Genomic DNA, 18,007 nt, shown 5'->3' on the forward strand with positions numbered 1-18,007 from the left:
CGCAAGGCCAGCGCGATCAGGCCCCGCGCCAGAGGTTGCGCAGCGCCAATGCGGCGATGCCCGCGAGATAGGCAAGCGACAAAAGGAAGAGCGTCTGCCAGGGATAGGTGATCAAAGCCGCCACCGCCGCGACGGCCAGCACCAGCGCATAGCGCGCAAGGCTTGCCGCGATGCGGATGCGCTTTAGGCTGGGGGTGCGCAACCGGCTTATCATCAGCGCGCCGACACCGACCATCCACATGGCAACCGCCAGCGGCGGCATTTCCCAATGCAGCACATGGGTCAGGTAGATCGGGAACAGCGCCAGCAGCGCGCCCGCAGGCGAGGGCACGCCGGTGAAACTGGTCTTCTCTTCCGGCTGGGCCTTGCGGTTGCCGACATTGAACCGCGCCAGCCGCAACATGCAGCAGACCGCATAGATCAGCACGGCGATCCAGCCAAGGCCGACCTCGGCCTTGAGGCTCCAGAGGTAAAGGACCAGCCCCGGCACCACGCCGAAATTGACAAAATCGCACAGGCTGTCGAGTTCGGCGCCGATGGCGCTTTCACTGCGCAGCATGCGGGCCAGGCGGCCATCGACCCCGTCAAGCGCGGCGGCCAGCGCGATGAGAAAGACCGCGAGGCTGATATTGCCGGCGATGGCAAAGCGGATCGCGGTCAGCCCGGCGCAGAGCGCGAGGATCGAGACGAAATTCGGCAAGAGCCGGATCAGCAGAAGCTGCGGATCGCGCCGCCCCTCGTCTGTCAGGTCGTCATCCATGCGCTTGCCCTCGCTGTCGGCCTAGTCTTCGCTTGCCATGCGCTGCGGGGCGTCCTGGCCCAGCACGGCGATCACAGTCTCGCCCGCCACGCAGGTCTGCCCCAGCGCCACCTGCGGCATGATTCCGGCGGGCAGATAGACATCAAGACGCGAGCCGAAGCGGATCAGTCCGAAGCGTTCCCCGGTGCGCAGGGTCTGGCCGGGCTTTGTCCAGCAGACGATGCGCCGGGCGACCAGGCCCGCGATCTGCACGACGGCCAGCTTGCGGCCATCGTCCAACTCGATCGCCAGCGCGTTGCGCTCATTGTCTTCGGACGCCTTGTCGAGCGAGGCGTTGAGGAATTTGCCCGGGCGATACGCCACGGCGGTCACCCGGCCCGCGACAGGCGCGCGGTTCACGTGGCAGTTGAAGACCGACATGAAGACGGAAACGCGGGTCAGCGCCTCGGGGCCAAGGCCCAGCTCGGGCGGCGGCACCGCGGGGCCGATCAGGCTTACCAGCCCATCGGCGGGGCTGACCACCAGACCCCGGTTCAACGGCACCGCGCGCTTGGGGTCGCGGAAGAAGTAATAGCACCAGACGGTCAGGCCGAGGCCCAGCCAGCCCAGAGGTTCCCAGATCCAGAACAGCACCAGCGTGGCGGCGGCGAAGCCAGCGACGAAGGGAATGCCTTCGCGGTGCATCGGCTTGACGAAGGTCGAGAGCATCGAGACGGACATGGGTACCTTTCCTTTGACCGCGCCTGATAGACGCTGCAACCCCGGCGGGCAATGAAAAAGGCCGCGCCCCAGTAAGGAGCGCGACCTTTGATCACCGAGGGCGCCCGATTTTTCGACGAAAAATCGGACCCGGCCTCAGGCGGGGACGACCATCCCCTTGCCCTTGGCCAGTTCGCGCATTTTGCCCTGCAATTTCTCGAAGGCCCGCACCTCGATCTGACGAATCCGCTCGCGCGAAACGCCATAATTCTCGGACAGATCCTCCAGCGTCACCGGCTCGTCCGACAAGCGTCGCTGGACGAGAATATCCTTCTCGCGATCGGTCAGGACCGACATGGCCTGCGCCAAAAGCGCGCGACGGGTGTCCAGCTCGTCGCGTTCGGCATAGTCGGCAGCCTGATCGCTGTCTTCATCCTCAAGCCAGTCCTGCCATTGGGTCGCGCCTTCGCCATCGCCGCCGACGGTGGCGTTCAGCGAGGCATCCGAACCCGCAAGGCGGCGGTTCATCTCGACCACTTCCTGTTCGGTCACCGAAAGGTCCTTGGCGATCTGGGCAACGTTTTCGGGCCGCAGATCGCCCTCTTCCAGCGCGCCGACCTTGGCCTTGGCCTTGCGCAGATTGAAGAACAGCTTCTTCTGCGCCGAGGTCGTGCCCAGCTTCACCAGCGACCAGGACCGCAGGATATATTCCTGGATCGAGGCGCGGATCCACCACATCGCGTAGGTCGCCAGACGGAAGCCCTTTTCGGGATCGAAGCGCTTGACCGCCTGCATCAAGCCGACATTGGCCTCGGAAATCACTTCGGCCTGCGGCAGGCCGTAGCCACGATAGCCCATGGCGATCTTGGCGGCGAGGCGCAGGTGGCTGGTGACCAGTTTATGCGCCGCGTTGGAATCCTGGTGGTCCGCCCAGCGCTTGGCCAACATATATTCCTCTTCCGGTTCCAGAAGCGGGAATTTGCGGATTTCCTGCATGTAGCGGTTCAAGCCCTGTTCGGGACTTGGCGCCGGAAGGTTCGCGTAGGTGCTCATCTCTGCCCCCTGTTCTGTCCCGGTGCCATCAGCCCCCGGGAACAAGCAAAATTATGCATCCTGTCCCGGTGATTCAAGCAGGTCGGGACAAGTGTATGAACGCAAGATAGGTGCGGTTCCGTCGGGACGCTGCGTTTATGTCAGGCGATTCACGGCAATGTCAGTCGCCTCTCGCCAAATCCGCGACTTGCTGGCATAACGTGCCCGCGCGTCTTGGGTTCCGCCTTGCCCCGCGGCGCGCCCGCCCCGGATGAGATCTGACGTCGTCCTGCCATGCCCTTGGAAATCGAACGCAAATTCCTGCTCCGTTCCGAAGCTTGGCGCAGCAATGTCAGCCACTCCGCCCATTTGACCGACGGTCTGATCGCCGCTGCATCGGATGGCCGCAAAGTGCGCGTCCGCATCGCTGACGGCCAGGCGACGCTGACGGTCAAGGGCGCCCGTCGCGGGCTGGCCCGGGACGAGTTCGAATACCCGATCCCGCTGACGGATGCGCGCAGCCTTCTGGCCAACCATTGCGCTGGCGTGGTGATCGAGAAGACCCGCCACTATGTGCCGCTGGGCAAGGTGACCTGGGAGATCGACTGCTATCACGGCGCGCTGGCGGGGATCGAGGTGGCCGAGATCGAACTGGCCTCGATCGACCAGGCCTTCGACCGCCCCGACTGGCTGGGCGAAGAGGTCACCGGCCGCGAGGAATGGCGCAAGATCAGCCTGATCCGCGCACATATGGCCGTGGCCTAAACGACCGGGGTCTGCCCCCGGGCCTGCCTCAGATCGCCACCCGTTCGCCCAGTTCCACCACGCGGTCGCGCGGCAGGTGGTAGAAATCGGTCGGATCTGCCGAAAACCGTGTCAGAGCGACATAGATCTTGTCCAGCAGCAGCTCGAAACCACGCCCCGTCGCCACCGCGCGGCGTCGGCCCAGGAAGAAGGTCGATGCCATCACGTCGAATTTCAGCCCGACCTGGCGGGCATGGCCCATGCTTCGGCTGACATTCGGCGTCTCCATGAACCCGAAGCGCAGGGTCAGGCGCGAGAAGCGCCCGCCCAGATGGTCCAGGCTCGCGCGTTCCTCGGCGGTGGCATAGGGCACGCGCAGGGTCTCGACCGTCAGGAAGACGGTCTGTTCATGCAGGACGCGGTTGTGCTTGAGGTTGTGCAGCAGCGCCGAAGGCACGACATCGGGATCGCCGGTCAGGAAAAAGGCGGTGCCCGGAATGACATGGGCCGAGGATTTGGCCATGGCCCGGACGAATGTGTCCATCGGCACCGCCAGCTTGTGGACGCGAGCATTGACCAGTTGCACCCCGCGCCACCAGCAGCCCATGGCCAGGCCCACCACCATCGCGGCCATGACCGGCACATAGCCGCCATCGCCGATCTTGGTCAGGTTCGAGGCAAGAAAGACCCATTCGACCACGGCGATGGGTGCGGCCAGGGCCAAAGCAGCCACCAGCGAGAGCCGCCCAGAACGCACCAGGAAGACAACGCCAAGCACCGTCGTCAGCACCATGGTCCCGGTGACCGCAATGCCATAGGCCGAGGCAAGCGCGGTCGAGCTTTCGAAGGCCAGCACCAGCCACAGCACGCCCCCGAGCAAGAGCCAGTTGACCGCGGGCAGATAGATCTGGCCGCTTTGCCCCTCGGCCGTGTGGCGGATGCGCAGCCGGGGCAGGAAGCCCAGTTGCATCGCCCCCCGCGCCATCGAGAAGGCCCCCGAGATCACCGCCTGGCTGGCGATCACCGTGGCCATGGTGGCAAGAAGCACAAGGATGGGCAGGAAGCCGGACGGGGCCATGGCAAAGAAGGAATCGCCCGCCGCACCCGGATGGGCCAGGACCAGCGCGCCCTGCCCCAGATAATTCACCACCAACGAGGGCAGCACGAGGCCGAACCAGGCGATCTTGATCGGGCGACGGCCGAAATGGCCCAGATCGGCATAAAGCGCCTCGCCCCCGGTTACGGCCAGAAAGACCGCCCCAAGCACGATGAAGGCAACCTCGGTATGGTGCAGCAGGAACTTGATGCCCCAGACCGGCGAGAAGGCCGAGATCACCCAGGGGGTCTCCCACATGTGCCAGATGCCCATTCCCGCAAGGACCAGGAACCAGACGGCGGTGATCGGCCCGAAAAGAAGCGCGACCTTTGCCGTGCCGCTGCGCTGGATGGCAAACAGGCCGACCAGAATCGCCAGGGTCACGGGAATGACATAGCTCTCCAGCGACGGCAGCACGAGGCCCATGCCCTCGACCGCAGACAGGACCGAGATCGCGGGCGTGATCGCGGCATCGCCCGCGAACAGCGCGGCCCCCGCGATGGCCAATGCCAGAAGCGGCAGAGAGCGCCGGCCGATCGCCAGCCGCGCCAGCGTATAAAGCGCCAGGATCCCACCCTCGCCTCGGTTGTCGAAGCGCAGCAGGACGAAGACATATTTGACCGTGACGATCAGGATCAGCGACCAGATCAAAAGCGACAGGATGCCCAGCACTTCGGCCGGGCCCGGCTCGGCCACGCCGGTCGCGCGCATCGCCTCGCGGAAGGCGTAGATCGGCGAGGTGCCGATATCGCCATAGACCACGCCGATCGCCCCCAGCGTCAGCGCGGCCAGACCCTGACGGGTCGCGTCGCCCTGATGGATATCGGCGGCGCCTTCCTGTTCCGAGCGCAGATAGTCGGCAATATCCAGCGCCGCCTCGTCATCAGGATGGGGCAAGGCCCGCGTCAGGCCCAGGCCGGGCGGAATCGTCTTCGGCGGCGTGCCGACAGTTTTGGGGGCCGGGGTCGGGTCGGAACCGGTCGCCTCGGAATCATGGGTCACGGACTGTCACCATGTGAGCAGAGAGGGTGGTCAGAGAGTGGCACCGCCGACCGATCCTGTCGCGCGCGACGTGGATCAGGTCTTGCGAGGATCCCGCTCCGCTGGCAGGCGGTGCTTCCGGCAGGGGCCGGGGGGATCGTGCCGGTGAACCCCCTTTGGCCGGGGGGCGGTGCATCTCCAGCGTCAGATGCGGCGGCAGGCCGCTGACTGGAATCAATTTTACGCGCTTCGGGCGCGAGCGGCAAGATGCTGCGGCTGCGAAGGCAGCAGGCAGGCCTGTCCCCCTCTCACCGCAGTCTTGACCGAGGTAAGAATGCGCGCCAGAGACCCCGGCGACAGCCCGCAACCGAGTTGCAGGACCGTCTGATCATCACTTCTTCGGCAAACTCTTCCTTTCCTAGCGCCCCACGGCCTTGGCGGGCGGACGAAGTGTCGCAGGCGCGGTTGCCGCGATCAGGCCCCGCCCATGGTCGCGCCTTGCAACGCGGCCAGAAGCCCCGCGAGATCGGGCGGCAAGGGAGAGGCGAAATCCATCTCCACGCCGCTGACGGGATGGACGAATCCCAGCGTCGCCGCATGAAGGGCCTGGCGCGCAAAGCCATTGCCCAGCGCCGCCGCCTCTGCCCCCAGCACCTTGTCCGACAGTTTCCGCCGCCCGCTGCCATAGACCGGATCGCCCAGAAGCGCGTGGCCTGCATAGGCCATGTGGACGCGGATCTGATGGGTGCGCCCGGTTTCCAGCCAGCAATCGACCAGCGCCGCCTGCCCGGCGAAGCCTTCGGTCACCCGCGCCCGCGTCACGGCATGGCGACCCTCGGGCGGCCAGCACACTGCCTGGCGCTGCCGGTCTGTGCGGTGGCGAGCCAGATTGGTGGCGATGCGGATGACGCCGCCGGTCTCGAAGCCCAGGCCCTGCAAGCCGCGCAGCCGCGGATCGGACGAGGCGGGAACGCCATGGACCAGTGCGAGATAATGCCGCTTGACCGAATGCGCCTCGAACTGCGCCGCCAGCCCGTGATGCGCCCGGTCGCTTTTCGCCGCGACCAGAAGACCCGAGGTCTCCTTGTCAATGCGGTGGACGATGCCCGGCCGCTTCTCGCCGCCGATCCCCGACAGGCTGTCGCCGCAATGATGCATCAGCGCATTGACCAAGGTTCCCGATGGGCTGCCCGGGGCGGGATGCACGACCATGCCCGCAGGCTTGTCGATCACGATCAGCTCGTCATCCTCATAGACCACTGCCAGCGGAATCGCCTCGGCCTGCAATTCAGTCACGACCGGTGCGTCCAGCCGCAGGGTCCAGACCTCGCCCGGCCCGACCCTGGTCTTGGGGTCCAGCACCGCCACCCCGCCCCGGCTGACCGCGCCTTCCGCGATCATCCGGGCCAGGCGCGACCGCGACAGCGCCGCTTCCTCTGGCACCGCCTCGGCAAGCGCCTTATCAAGGCGGGCAGGCGCATCCGCGCCGAGAACCACTTCAAGCGCCCGGGCCGATCCTTCGGCCGGCAGATCGTCATCGAAAGGCTCGCCCATGGCCGATGCTCCTGACGGGGAGACGCTGCCCCCCTCGCTGCGCGTGCTGAAGGCGCTGGTCCTTCTTCTGACGCTGTCAATGATCGGCGGTGTCATAACCGTGGTCTGGCTGCTTGTCACCCGAATGCCGGGCGCGATGGCGCCCCTGCCCCGACTGCCCGAAACGATCGCACTGCCGGCGGGCGAGACGGCCAGCGCCGTGACTTTCGGCCAGGGCTGGACGGCGGTGGTGACGACCTCCGGCCGCATCCTGATCTATGGCAGCGATGGCAGCTTGCGTCAGGATGTAGATGCCGGAGCTGTCGTGGGGGATGCGGCAGGGGGTTGACCGCAGGCGGCAGGGACGGCCAACTGATTCCTGCCCCTGCCTTGGGAGAACCCCGCCTTGGACCTCAAACTACCCGAACCGGAGCCGGGCGACGAGGCGGCGGAGATCCTCTGGCAGGCCGAAATTCTGGGCCGCGAATTTCCCGAGCGGATCGGCCTGACCTTCATGGCTTTCGCTCTTTGCCTGATCTATCTGCCCCCGGGGCTGGTGGCCGTTCTGGCCGTGGTCAATATCTGCGCCGAAACCGCCAGTCATCGGCTGTCCCTCGCCGGACTGAGCGGCGCTGCCAAGCTTGCCGACGGGCCACAGCAGAAGGCGCTGGATCTTGGACCCTATTGGTTGCAGCTGGCACTGGTGGCGACGGCTGAGCTTGCCTTCGCTTCGGCGGCGGGCCTGGTCTGGATGCATGACGCGCCCTATTCCAAGGCGCTGGCCGTCGGCATGATCATGAGCGCCTTGCTGCACCTTTCTGCCGTGCGCTCAATCCACCTGCCGACCGGGTTGTGCGGGCTGGCGGCGGTGGCGCTGGCCGTGATTGTCTTCAACACACTGTACTGGATCGGCCAGGAAAATCCGCTGGGCCTTGCCCTGGCCGCAGTGGCAGCCTTTTGCGGCCTGGCCTATACGTTCATCGCCATGCTGTCGAACAACCGCCTGCACCGCGCCATGCGCGCGCAGGAAGCGCGGGCGATCCGCGCCGATGCGGCCAAAAGCCGGTTTCTCGCCGTTCTGAGCCATGAGATGCGCACCCCGCTGAACGCAGTGCTTGGCATGGGGCATGCCGCCTGGGCCGAGGCCACGGACTCTCAGCAGCGCGACAAGCTGGCGCATCTTGTGGGGGCTGCACGCGACCTCGCGACGATCCTTGACGATGCGACGGACATGTCGGCCATCGCCGATGGCCGGCTCGGCTTGCGCGCGCGGCCGGTTGATCCGCAAGCCGAACTTTCGGCGGCGGTCGCGCTGTTCCGGCAAAATGCGGCGCGGCAGCGCTCGGCCCTGATGCTGACCATCGCCGACGGGCTTCCGCCGCTGGTCCGGCTTGACCCGCAACGCTTTCGGCAATGCCTGGCGAACCTCTTGGCCAACGCGCTGAAACATGGCGGCGGCGGGTCGGTGCGGGTCAGCCTGACGCCCGACAGCCCGGGATTTGCGGTCGAGGTGGCGGATAGCGGGCCGGGCATCACCGAGGCCGAAGCCGAACTGGTGTTTGAACCCTTCCGGCGCGGCCGCGCCGGGGCGCAGGGCTCCGGTCTGGGCCTGACGATCTGCCGCGCCCTTGCGCGGCAGATGGGCGGCGATGTGACGCTGGTGCCAACGCCCGCGGGCGAGGCCGGGGCGCGTTTCCGGCTCTGGCTGCCCACCGGGCTTGTCGACGGAAGCGACGCTCTAGCCCTACCGGGGACACCCCGCGCGGGCGACTTGCGCGGGCGCACGGTACTGGTCGTGGATGACATCGCCACCAACCGGCTGGTCGCGGCCATGCATCTGCGGCCCAGCCAGGCCCGCGTGCTGGAAGCAGAGAACGGGCCGATGGCGCTGGAGGTTCTGGACGAGGATACCGTCGATCTTGTGCTTCTGGATCTGAACATGCCCGGCATGGACGGTGTGGAAACTTTGGCCGCGATCCGCGCCATGGGCGGGCGCAATGCCCGCGTCCCGGTCGTGGCCATGACCGCCGATGCCACAGTGGCCGATCTGCCGCAGATGGACGGGGTTTTGGTCAAGCCGATCGACCCCGAACAGCTTCTGGCCGAACTGGCCCGCCACCTCCCCGCCGCTTAGGGCGGTGGCGCATCCCAGAGCGCCCGATGGATGGCCGCCAGACCCTCGGTCAGCGCGGCGGGACCAGGGGAAAGGATCAGCGGCGCCTTGATCTCATGCACCCGGCCGGCGCGGATGGCGGGAAGATCGGCCCAGCCTGTCCGCGCGGCGATGCGCGCAGGGACGAGCTTCTTGCCGCACCAGCTTGCCAGGATGACCTCGGGCGCGCGCTCCAGAACCTGATCCGGCGTCACGATACGGTCGCCGGCAGCGGCGGCGCGGGCGCGTTCGGCAAAGATGTCCTCGCCCCCCGCGATGCCGATCAGCTCCGAGACCCAGCCGATGCCCGAGATCAAGGGATCGTCCCATTCCTCGAACCAGACCCTTGGCCTTGCGGCGCGGGGCGTGGCGGCAAGGGCGGCCAGCCGCGCCTCATGGCCCTGCGCCATAGCTTCTGCCGTGCCTGCACAGCCGGTCAGCGCCCCGAGCGTTCGGATCATCTGCAGGATGCCCGCGACATCGCGCTGATTGAAGACATGAACCTCGATCCCCGCCGTAACCAGCTCGGCGGCGATCGAGGCCTGAAGATCCGAGAAACACAGAACCAGATCGGGCTCCAGCGCGACGATCTTCTTGGCATCGGCCGAGGTGAAACCCCCTACGCGCGGCTTTTCGCGCCGCACCTGCGGCGGGCGGACGGCATAGCCGGTGACTCCGACGATGCGATGCGACTGGCCCAGAAGATAGAGCGTCTCGACCGTCTCTTCGGTCAGGCAGACGATGCGTTGCGCGCCGCTCATCCGCCCGCCCGTTTGGCATCGCGCCAGCGCCGCCACTCCTGCGCCGCGCGCGACACGGCCCGGCGCGTGGCCGCGCCAATCGCCTCTCCCGTGGCGGTGTGCAACCCGGCATAGCGCCCTGCCCCCGGCAGGCAGGCCAGAGCCACGCAATCCGTGCCCGTGCCAGTGGCGCGACCCGTCGCCAAAGGCAGGTCCAGATCCATGACCGCCGCGGTGCGGGCCTGAACGGCGATGGTCAAGGCCTCAAGCTGGGCCGCTTCGGTCAGGGCGGCATCGGTGGCGACCAGAAGGTTGATCGTGCCGTAATCGGCGCTGTGCCAGAGCAGGCGCGTGCCCACCGCCTCGGCATTGGACAGGCCCAGCGTCACCACGGTTTCGGCGCCTATCCCCTCGACCTCGGCCGCGTCTCGGACGTGCAGACCGATATCGCGCGAGGTCATCATGCCCACCGCGCCGGGAAAGTGCCGCATCTGCCCGGCGAACCAGCTTTCCACGTCGAAATCCTGCGTCAGTTCGGCGTTGCGCACCTCGCGCCAGACAATGCAATCGGTGGCCACATAGCCCGCCCCCTGCGGCGCATGGGACAGGACGCGCATCTGCTGCGGCAGACGCGCCACCAGCCAGGGCCGGTCCAGCACAAGCGTGATCACGGGCGCGCCCTCACCGCACCACGCCCAGGGGCTGAAACACCGGCCCGTCCGGCGTTTCGGCATGATAGCCGCGAATGCCAAAGACATCGGCCAGCCGCGCCTCGGTCAGAACCTCGCGCGGCGTGCCATCGGCGACCAACTGGCCGCGATGGATCAGCACAAGCCTGGTGCAATGCCGCGCGGCAAGCCCGAGATCATGCAAGGACACCAGCACCCCCCGGCCTTCCGCCGCCAGATCCGCAAAGACCTGCATGGTGCGGATCTGGGCCTCGGGATCAAGCCCGGCCACCGGCTCGTCGGCCAGAAGCAACGGGGTTTCCTGCGCCAGAACACGGGCGATCAGGGCGCGCGCCTGCTCTCCCCCCGACAATTCGGTGGCGCGGCGGTTGCGGAAGCCTGCCAGCCCCATCCGTTCCAGCGCGCGCGTCACCGCCGGATGGTCGGGGTCCGCCGCGCCATGCGCGCTGCGGCCCAGCGCGACCAGGGTTTCCACGCTGACCGGCCAGGCAATCTCGCGACCCTGCGGCAGAAAGGCGGCGGCGCGGGCGCGGGCCGCGGGGGCAAGCACGCTCAGCGACGAGGCGCCTTGATGAGGCAAGAGGCCAAGCGCGCCCCGCAACAGGCTGGTTTTGCCCGCGCCGTTCGGGCCAAGCAAGCCGACGCATTCCCCCGGCGCGATGGTCAGGCTGACGCGATCCACGACCGGACATGAGCCGCGCAGAACGGTCAGGCCGGTGAGGGACAGAAGGCTCATGCTTCGACCCTCCGCAGCCGCCAGATCAGATGCAGGAAGAACGGTGCGCCGATCAGGGCGGTCAACACGCCCAGTTTCAGATCGGCATCGGGCGCGATCAGACGGGTGGCGATATCGGCGGCCAAGAGCATCGCCGCGCCGCCCAAAGCCGAGGCGGGCAACAGGACCGAAGGCCGCGCCCCGGCGAAAGGCCGCAGCAGATGCGGCACGACAAGGCCGATGAAGCCGACACTGCCCGCCACCGCCACCGCAGCCCCCACCGAAGCCGCCGTGCCCAGCACAAGAACCAACCGCAGCCGTGACAGGTTCACGCCCAGGCTGCGCGCGGCATCCTCGCCCAGCGTCAGCGCGTCCAGCCCCCGACCCAGCGTCAGCAGCGCCGCCATGCCCGCCGCCATGAATGGCGCGGCAAGCCAGACATGGGTCATCGAGCGGTCGGCCAGAGACCCCATCATCCAATAGACGATCTCCATTCCCGCAAAGGGATTGGGCGAGAGCGACAGGACAAGCGAGGTCAGCGCTGCCGCCAGGGCCGACAGCGCGATCCCGGCAAGGATCAGCGCCAGCGCCCCGCCGCGCGGCCCGGCGAGAAGCAGGATCAAAAGCACCGCCGCCGCGGCGCCCGTCAGCGCCGACAGCGGCAGGGCCAGCGCGAAACGGGCGGCCAGGCCGGATTGCAGCGCCAGAACCGCGCCCAAGGCGGCGCTGGAGGAGACGCCGATCAACCCCGGCTCGGCCAGCGGATTGCGCAGATAGCCCTGCATCGCCGCCCCGGAAAGACCCAGCGCGGCACCGCACAGAAGCCCCAGGATCGCGCGCGGCAGGCGGATTTCCTGCATCACCAGCACGACCGGCCCGCCCTCGCCGCGCAGAAGCGCGCGCAGGCTTTCACCCAGGCCCAGCCCCGCCGGGCCAATCAGCAGCGAAGCGGCAAACAGCAGCGCGACCAGCAGCGACAAGGGCAGAAAAAACTTCATGGCAGCGCCTCGCGCGCGGCACGCATTCCCGCCAGCGCCCGCAAGATATGCGGCGTGCCGCAGACCCAGTCAGCATCCGAGGTTGCGATCCCCGCCGCCGCGCGCAGGTCGACCAGCGCGGGATGGTCGAGAATATCCTCGGAGCGCGAAGCACCGGGATATTTGGTCGAGGTGACGATCATCTCGGGCGCGGCCATGACCAGCCGCTCCAGTGGCAGCGTGCCGCCGCCGGTCAGCCCCGCCTGCGCGCCGATATTGTCGAAGCCCGCATGACGCAGCACGTCATCGGCCAGCGTGCCCTCGCCCACGGTGTAGCCATTCGGATAGTAAAGCGCGGCCCGGCGCGGCGGCAGATCGGTGGCAAGTGCGGCCAGCCCGGCCTGGAACTCGGCCACCAGCGCCTCGGCCTCGGCCTCGCGGCCCAGGGCGGCGCCGATGGTGCGGATCTGGCCCGGAATCTCGGCCAGTGCCGTGACGGGCGGCACCTGCACCACCGTCACGCCCAGATCGCGCAGCAGGTTGACCGAGGCGAGCGAGGTATAGGTGCCCGCCAGGACAAGGTCAGGATGCATGAGGAAAATCTGCTCGGCCCCGCCCCGATTGGCCGGATAGGCCGCTGCCTCGGCCACCATCGAAGACGACAGCGGGTCCGAGGCGAGATGGCTGACCGAGACCAGTTGGCCGGGGGCCGCAAGCAGCATGGCCAGCTGGTCGGTGCAGAGGTTCATCGACACGACGCGGGCAGGCGCCGTCTCGGCCGGCGCGGGCGAAGCGGCCAGCAGAAGGGCGGCCAGCGCCGAAAGACGCCGGACCGCCCCTGCCCGCACCGGGCGGTCAGAACCGGGCTTCAAGGCCGACATAGAAGGCCCGGCCCGAGGCGGCATAGCCGTCAACCATCTGATATTCCTCGTCCAGAAGGTTCTCGACCTTGAGGTAAAGCGCGGTCTTGTCGTTCAGGCCATAATCCATGCGCGCATTCAGCACGGTGTAATCCGGCATGTCCTTGGCCGAAAAAGTATTGGCGTCATTGTCGCGACGCCCGGCGACATGCAGGAGCGTCAAGCCGCCCGACAGCTTGTCGGACAGTGTGGCGTCCAGCGACAGGGCAAGGTTGTGATAGGGCACCTGCACGAGACGCTGGCCATCGGGGCGCCGACCATCGGTATAGGTATAGGCCAGGCCCAGCGTGACCGCATTCGACAGGGGCAGGCTGCCCGCCAGTTCCACGCCCTGGCGGGTCGACACGCCGGGCAGGTTCACCAGCGTCGAGGGGAAGCCGAATTCATAGGTGATCAGGTTGTCGACATCGAGGCGGTAAAGCGTGGCCGAAAGGCTTGCCCCACCTGCAAATTCCTGCTCGATCCCTAGTTCCCAGCTTTCGCTTTCCTCGGGCTCGAGGTCGGGGTTGCCGACAAAGGGGAAGAAGCCCGGATAGTCGCCGAAGCGTTCGTCGATCGACGGCGCGCGGAAGCCGGTGGCCCAGGCAGCCCGCAGTGTGGTGCCGGTCGCGGGCCGCCAGGCGGCAGCAATGCGGCCGGTGGGGAAATCGCCGAAGCCGCCGGAATGGTCCATGCGGACGGTTGCGGAAAGGTCGAAGGTTTCCGAAGGCGCCCAGACGGCCTGTGCGAAGGCACCGTAGATCGTGGTGTCGGCCTGCCCGCCGGGCAGATTGGTGTAATCGGCCGTCTCCTTGGACCAGTCGGCACCGTAGACCAGCGTAAGGGCCGGGGAGACCTCGGTCGTGCCCTGCCAGCCAAAGCTCAGCCGCTTGCCGCCGAAGCTGGACCTGTCGCCAGCCTCGTCATAGCTGCGATCGACATCCAGAGCGCTGACTTCGAAGCTGTGGCTTGTATTGCCCAGGGTCAGCTCGGCAAAGGCCCGCGCGCCGATTTCGGTCTTTTCCTGAGTATATCCAACAAGATCGCCCAGAACGAACAGCGGCGTGTAACCGTCGTAATCCTGTTCGGTGCGCTGCACGAAGGCCGCGGCGCCCAGGGCCAGAGTGTCGGAAACCTTGTAGCGCGCCGAGAAGGACAGGCGGGTGGCGTCGGCGCCGTCCCGTTCGGTCCCGCCGGCGAAGGAGGAGAAGCCGTCGGTGTGGAATTGGGTGGCGTTGAAGGCCAGGTCCAGGCGGTCATCCTTCTGGGTCAGGCCATAGCTGAGACGGGCGGTGCCGAAGCTGCCGGCTTCGGCAGAGATCGTTTGGTGAAAGCCTTCTTCCAGCGCCTTTGTGGTGGTGATGTTGATCACGCCGCCCACGGCCGAGCCGCCCCAGAGCGCCGATTGCGAGCCGCGCAGCACCTCGATCCGGCTGATATCGGCGCTCATCAGGCTGCCGAAATCGAAGGTCACATTGGTGCCCGAAGGGTCCGACACTTTGATGCCGTCGACGAAGACCGCGAGGTAGCGGCCATCGGCGCCGCGGATCCGCAGATTGGTGGTCGAGCCGAAGGGGCCGGACTGGGTGACGGCGACCCCAGGCAGCTTGGCAAGCGTGGTGGCGACGGTGGCGTCGTGATCCTTGGCCAGATCCTCCGGCCCGAGAACCGAGACGGAAACGCCGGTGCGCAACCGTTCGACGGCGGTGCGCAGGGCCGAGACAACGATTTCACCAAGATCAATGATATCATCATCTTGCGCCGCGGCGGGCAGGGCCGGAGCGAGAGAAGTGCCGCAGGTAAGCGCGGCGAGAAGCGCGAGGCGCGGGAGGGTTTGCATGGTCGTTCCCTTGCTGCGGCCGGGGCCGCCGTTGATGCGATCCGCCGCGGGGAAAGCCCCCGCGACCCTGGTCGTCACCACTGGCGGATGCCCGCCCTCCGTCGCGCGCCCCGCGCTGCGGAAAGGGTGATCACCCTGGCAGGTCTCCTGGCTTGCGGGTCATCGCTCGGGCGCGCCTTCCCGGTTTCCCAGTGGCCTGTCGCACCTTTGCTCGCCGCCTACAGTTGCGGGGGCAGCCGCGGAATTGGGTATGACACCCGCACCGCGTTCCCTTTTCATCCGGGGCGTTGACCCCGGAACCGAAGGCCTTCTCTCCTTAATCCCGGCAGGGGCGGAGTCAAGCGCGACGCGGTCGCGACAGAGTCTGAAACCGCCGCATCGCAGGGTTTTTCCGACGTCTTCCAAAGGTCTTCCGAACGTCTTCCAAAGGTCTTCCGCCCCAGCCCGCCGTTCCGCCCGCCCAAACCGCCGTTTCGGGGGTGGACCCGGCCGTCCCGCCCGGCCAGCATGGCCGCAAGGAAAAGGAGAGTCGCAGATGATTGGAGACCTTGGGGCGCGGGACGCGACCGAGCTGGCGGGGCTGGTGGCACGGGGCGAGGTCAGCCCGGACGAGCTGCTGGATGCCGCCCTGGCCGCGGTTGAGGCGCGCAATCCGGCGATCAACGCCGTCGTTCTGGTGCAGGAAGGCGTCGCGCGCGAGGCGATCAAGGCAGGCCTGCCGCCGGGACCGTTCCGGGGCGTACCCTTCCTGCTGAAAGACCTGGGTGCCGAGGCGAAAGACTTTCCCAGCCACAACGGCTCGCGCCTGCATGCCAATACGGTCTATCCGGGCGATTCCGCGATCTTCAGCCGGATGAAGGCGACCGGGGTCGTGACCTTTGGCCGCACGACCAGCCCGGAAGGCGGCATCGGAGCGGCAACCGAAAGCGCCGTCTATGGCGGGCCGACCCGCAACCCGTGGAACACCGATCACACGTCGGGCGGATCTTCCGGCGGCGCCGGTGCGGCGGTCGCTGCGGGGATCGTGAGTTTCGCCCATGGCTCAGATGGCGGCGGATCGGTGCGGATACCGGCGTCGAGCTGCGGCCTCTTCGGGTTCAAGCCGACGCGGGCGCGGCTGCCCGATGGGCCCTATGCCGGCGAGGGCTGGGCAGGAATGGCGATCGACGGCTTCCTGACGCGCAGCGTGCGGGACACGGCGGTGATGCTGGATGCCTGCGCCGGGGCCGATCCTGGCGCGCCCTATTGGGCGCCGCCTTTGGCGCAAGGCCATGCCGCCGCGATCAGCCGCCCGCCCAAGCGGCTGCGGGTGGCGCTGTGCGACACGACCTTCACGGGCCAGGCGATTGATCCGCAGGTCCGCGCAGCGGTTCTGGAAACGGCAAAGCTGCTGCAAGCTCTGGGCCATGAGGTCACCCCTGCCCTGCCCCGCACCGATGTGCCGGGCATGATGCGGGCCTGGACCGATATTGTCGCCGTGGGCACCGCCCTGGGCATCCGCCATGCGCTGGACGGTCGCGCGATGACCGACGATCTGGTCGAGGGCGTCAGCCGGGGCGCCTGCGCCCATGCCGAGACGCTGCATCCGACCCGCTATCTGGAAGCCGTGGGCAAGATCCATGCCTTCGGCCGCGAGATGGCGCGGTTCTTCGACCCCGAGTCCGGCCCCGGCTATGACGTGCTTCTGTCGGCCACGCTGGCCGAGCCGCCCGCCAAGGTGGGCCGGTTCAGCCATGAGACCGAGGATTACGTCGCCTTCCGCACCGGGCCGCAGGGCATCTTCGCCTATTCGCCCTTCTGCGCGGTCTTCAACGCCAGCGGGCAACCTGCCGCAAGCCTGCCGCTGGGCTGGTCGGACGGCGGATTGCCGATCGGCGTGCATCTGGCCGCGCCTTTTGGGTCCGATGAAATGCTGATCTCGCTATGCGCGGAAATCGAGCGCGCGGCCCCCTGGGCCGCGAAACGCGCCCCGATTGCCGGATAAAGCCGAAAGGAAGGGCTAGACAAGCCATCGTCGTGACGCACAATATGATCAAAATAATGCCCCAGCTTTGACCGGGGCTCACACAGGGGGAGATCGGTATTGGCGGCAGAAGCCATCATTTTGGCGCAGCATGTGATCAAGGCCTTTGGCCAGGGCACAGCGGCGGTGCGGGCGCTGGACGACGTGTCGGTCGAGATCCTGCGCGGCGAGTTCTTCACCCTCCTGGGGCCCTCGGGCTGCGGCAAGACCACCCTTCTGCGGTTGATCGCGGGTTTCGAGATGCCGACCGATGGCACGATCCTGCTGGATGGCGCCGACATCACCACGCTGCCGCCGAACAAGCGGCCGGTGAACACCGTGTTCCAATCCTATGCGCTTTTCCCGCATCTGACGGTGGCGCAGAACATCGCCTTCGGCCTTGAGATGCTGGGCAAGCCGGCCTCGGAGGTGAAGGCCACGACCGAGCGGATGCTGGCCCTGGTGAAGCTGGAAACGATGGCCGGGCGCAAGACCAGCCAGTTGTCGGGCGGCCAGCAACAGCGGGTGGCGCTGGCGCGCGCCCTGGCGCCGCAGCCCAAGGTTCTGCTTCTGGACGAGCCGCTGAGCGCGCTGGACCTGAAGCTGCGCAAGGAGATGCAGGTCGAGCTGAAGCGGTTGCAGATCGAGACCGGGATCACCTTCGTCTTCGTGACCCATGACCAAGAAGAAGCCCTGACCATGTCGGACCGGATCGGCGTGATGTCGAACGGCAAGCTGCAACAGGTGGGCACGGCGAAGGAAATCTACACAAGACCGAAGAACCGTTTTGTCGCGAGCTTCATCGGCGAGACGAATTTCCTGACCGGGCGGGCCGAGGATGACGCGCTGCGCCTGGCGGGCGGGGCGCGGATTCCGGTGCCGGGGCTGCGCGCCGATGGCGCGGCCACGGTGACGGTGCGGCCCGAGCAGGTGCGCCTGGGCAAGCCCGAGGAGGGCGGGCTGGACGCGACGGTCAAGGACCTGGTCTATTTCGGCACGGACACGCATTGCCATCTGGCGCTGGCGGACGGAACCGAAGTGGTGGCGCGGCTGCAAAGCCCGGCGACGGGCGAGGCGGGCTATGCCGTGGGCCAGACGGTCGGCCTGCGCTTCGCCGATGGCGCCGTGCAGAAGGTGGAGGACTGACG

16 protein-coding genes and 1 riboswitch are annotated in these 18,007 nt (G+C 67.4%); of the genes, 5 read left to right on the plus strand and 11 right to left on the minus strand.

Features of this window, described 5'->3' with window-relative positions:
- Window positions 1-16: 16 nt before the first annotated feature.
- From pssA to rpoH, 3 genes are all read right to left on the minus strand, one after another.
- A complete protein-coding gene (gene pssA, locus ACED67_RS12880; RefSeq protein WP_395542057.1) occupies window positions 17-760 on the minus strand; it encodes a CDP-diacylglycerol--serine O-phosphatidyltransferase in 744 nt (247 codons plus the stop codon).
- 21 nt (window positions 761-781) lie between these two features.
- Window positions 782-1,480: a phosphatidylserine decarboxylase gene (locus ACED67_RS12885; protein WP_395542058.1), complete on the minus strand. Its 699-nt coding sequence runs from the start codon at window positions 1,478-1,480 to the stop codon at window positions 782-784.
- Between the two features lie 135 nt (window positions 1,481-1,615).
- Window positions 1,616-2,512 (minus strand): RNA polymerase sigma factor RpoH, encoded by an 897-nt coding sequence (gene rpoH / locus ACED67_RS12890; RefSeq protein WP_395542059.1) that lies wholly within the window; start codon window positions 2,510-2,512, stop codon window positions 1,616-1,618.
- A gap of 273 nt (window positions 2,513-2,785) precedes the next feature.
- Here rpoH and ACED67_RS12895 point away from each other — a divergent pair, with 273 nt between their 5' ends.
- The gene (locus ACED67_RS12895) at window positions 2,786-3,256 is read left to right on the plus strand and encodes a CYTH domain-containing protein (protein ID WP_395542060.1); all 471 of its coding nucleotides are present in this window, start codon (window positions 2,786-2,788) and stop codon (window positions 3,254-3,256) included.
- 28 nt (window positions 3,257-3,284) lie between these two features.
- On the opposite strand, the gene ACED67_RS12900 is transcribed toward ACED67_RS12895, so the two are convergent.
- Together ACED67_RS12900 and ACED67_RS12905 are read right to left on the minus strand one after the other, a co-directional pair.
- Window positions 3,285-5,333: a potassium transporter Kup gene (locus ACED67_RS12900; RefSeq protein WP_395542061.1), complete on the minus strand. Its 2,049-nt coding sequence runs from the start codon at window positions 5,331-5,333 to the stop codon at window positions 3,285-3,287.
- A 453-nt stretch (window positions 5,334-5,786) separates the two neighbouring features.
- On the minus strand, window positions 5,787-6,866 hold the full coding sequence (locus ACED67_RS12905; RefSeq protein ID WP_395542062.1) for an RluA family pseudouridine synthase: 1,080 nt from the start codon (window positions 6,864-6,866) through the stop codon (window positions 5,787-5,789).
- Here ACED67_RS12905 and ACED67_RS12910 point away from each other — a divergent pair.
- Together ACED67_RS12910 and ACED67_RS12915 are read left to right on the plus strand one after the other, a co-directional pair.
- On the plus strand, window positions 6,865-7,194 hold the full coding sequence (locus ACED67_RS12910) for a DUF6476 family protein (protein WP_395542063.1): 330 nt from the start codon (window positions 6,865-6,867) through the stop codon (window positions 7,192-7,194). The two genes, ACED67_RS12905 and ACED67_RS12910, sit on opposite strands and share 2 nt — an antisense overlap.
- A 57-nt stretch (window positions 7,195-7,251) precedes the next feature.
- Window positions 7,252-8,979 carry an ATP-binding protein gene (locus tag ACED67_RS12915; RefSeq protein ID WP_395542064.1) on the plus strand — a complete coding sequence of 576 codons (1,728 nt, stop codon included), beginning with the start codon at window positions 7,252-7,254 and terminating at the stop codon, window positions 8,977-8,979.
- On the opposite strand, the gene ACED67_RS12920 is transcribed toward ACED67_RS12915, so the two are convergent.
- Genes ACED67_RS12920 through ACED67_RS12945 form a run of 6 tightly spaced genes read right to left on the minus strand, consistent with a single transcriptional unit; the run spans window position 8,976 to window position 14,857 of the window.
- Complete coding sequence (locus ACED67_RS12920; RefSeq protein ID WP_395542065.1) at window positions 8,976-9,758, minus strand: cobalamin-binding protein; 783 nt, start codon at window positions 9,756-9,758, stop codon at window positions 8,976-8,978. The two genes, ACED67_RS12915 and ACED67_RS12920, sit on opposite strands and share 4 nt — an antisense overlap.
- Complete coding sequence (locus tag ACED67_RS12925; protein ID WP_395542066.1) at window positions 9,755-10,408, minus strand: adenosylcobinamide amidohydrolase; 654 nt, start codon at window positions 10,406-10,408, stop codon at window positions 9,755-9,757. The genes ACED67_RS12920 and ACED67_RS12925 overlap by 4 nt, the downstream gene beginning before the upstream one ends.
- A gap of 10 nt (window positions 10,409-10,418) precedes the next feature.
- The gene (locus tag ACED67_RS12930) at window positions 10,419-11,162 is read right to left on the minus strand and encodes an ABC transporter ATP-binding protein (protein WP_395542067.1); all 744 of its coding nucleotides are present in this window, start codon (window positions 11,160-11,162) and stop codon (window positions 10,419-10,421) included.
- Window positions 11,159-12,139, minus strand: coding sequence for a FecCD family ABC transporter permease (locus tag ACED67_RS12935; protein WP_395542068.1), 981 nt, complete (start codon window positions 12,137-12,139; stop codon window positions 11,159-11,161). Before ACED67_RS12935 ends, ACED67_RS12930 begins: the two co-directional genes overlap by 4 nt.
- Window positions 12,136-12,999, minus strand: coding sequence for an ABC transporter substrate-binding protein (locus ACED67_RS12940; protein WP_395542069.1), 864 nt, complete (start codon window positions 12,997-12,999; stop codon window positions 12,136-12,138). The genes ACED67_RS12935 and ACED67_RS12940 overlap by 4 nt, the downstream gene beginning before the upstream one ends.
- Window positions 12,974-14,857, minus strand: a complete 1,884-nt coding sequence (locus tag ACED67_RS12945) for a TonB-dependent receptor plug domain-containing protein (RefSeq protein WP_395542070.1) — start codon at window positions 14,855-14,857, stop codon at window positions 12,974-12,976. Before ACED67_RS12945 ends, ACED67_RS12940 begins: the two co-directional genes overlap by 26 nt.
- Window positions 14,858-14,977: 120 nt before the next feature.
- A riboswitch (cobalamin riboswitch) is annotated at window positions 14,978-15,177 on the minus strand.
- A gap of 215 nt (window positions 15,178-15,392) precedes the next feature.
- On the opposite strand from ACED67_RS12945, the gene ACED67_RS12950 reads away from it, so the two are divergent.
- Window positions 15,393-16,841, plus strand: a complete 1,449-nt coding sequence (locus tag ACED67_RS12950) for an amidase (protein WP_395542071.1) — start codon at window positions 15,393-15,395, stop codon at window positions 16,839-16,841.
- Window positions 16,842-16,940: 99 nt separating this feature from the next.
- The gene (locus ACED67_RS12955) at window positions 16,941-18,005 is read left to right on the plus strand and encodes an ABC transporter ATP-binding protein (protein WP_395542072.1); all 1,065 of its coding nucleotides are present in this window, start codon (window positions 16,941-16,943) and stop codon (window positions 18,003-18,005) included.
- Window positions 18,006-18,007: the final 2 nt, after the last annotated feature.

Origin of the sequence: Neotabrizicola paludis, from assembly GCF_044142105.1 — a bacterium.
GTDB lineage: Bacteria > Pseudomonadota > Alphaproteobacteria > Rhodobacterales > Rhodobacteraceae > Pseudogemmobacter.